Below are 406 nucleotides of genomic sequence, written 5' to 3'. Positions count from 1 at the left end.
TACGTCTCCGTTAAAAAACATTAATCATTACCTTTTTTTATTTGTTCGTTTATATCGTCGATTTTCTTTTCTAAACTATCAAGCTGATTTCTGCGTCTGATATAAGAACGAAAAAACCACACGATTAGTACGATTATAAGCACAAGAAATCCAAGACTAAATAATTGAAATAAAGCATCACCAATCCTAAGACTATCCATATCTACACTCCTTTGCCATTTCTCTTTTTTTTACTAAAAGTAACCTACCCCTTTTGCACAATGAGTGACCATCACAATTTAACAATCGCACCCGTTCGTATTATTCCTTTTTTTCTCTTGTTGTGTCAGCTTCAAATTCAACATACAACTCAGGAAACTGTTTCTCAAAAGATTTTACTACCTTTGTAGTTTTACTAAATACATAT

General features: G+C 31.8%; 1 protein-coding gene. It reads right to left on the bottom strand.

Annotated features, from left to right (window positions below):
* Positions 1 to 20 precede the first annotated feature (20 nt).
* Entirely contained in the window at positions 21 to 200 is a 180-nt protein-coding gene (locus MN204_RS20375; RefSeq protein WP_249872895.1) for a DUF4083 domain-containing protein, read from the bottom strand.
* Positions 201 to 406 lie beyond the last annotated feature (206 nt).

This window comes from Oceanobacillus saliphilus (assembly GCF_023522835.1).
In the GTDB taxonomy this organism is placed as follows: domain Bacteria; phylum Bacillota; class Bacilli; order Bacillales; family Amphibacillaceae; genus Oceanobacillus; species Oceanobacillus saliphilus.
This window is presented reverse-complemented; position numbering and strand designations above follow the sequence as displayed.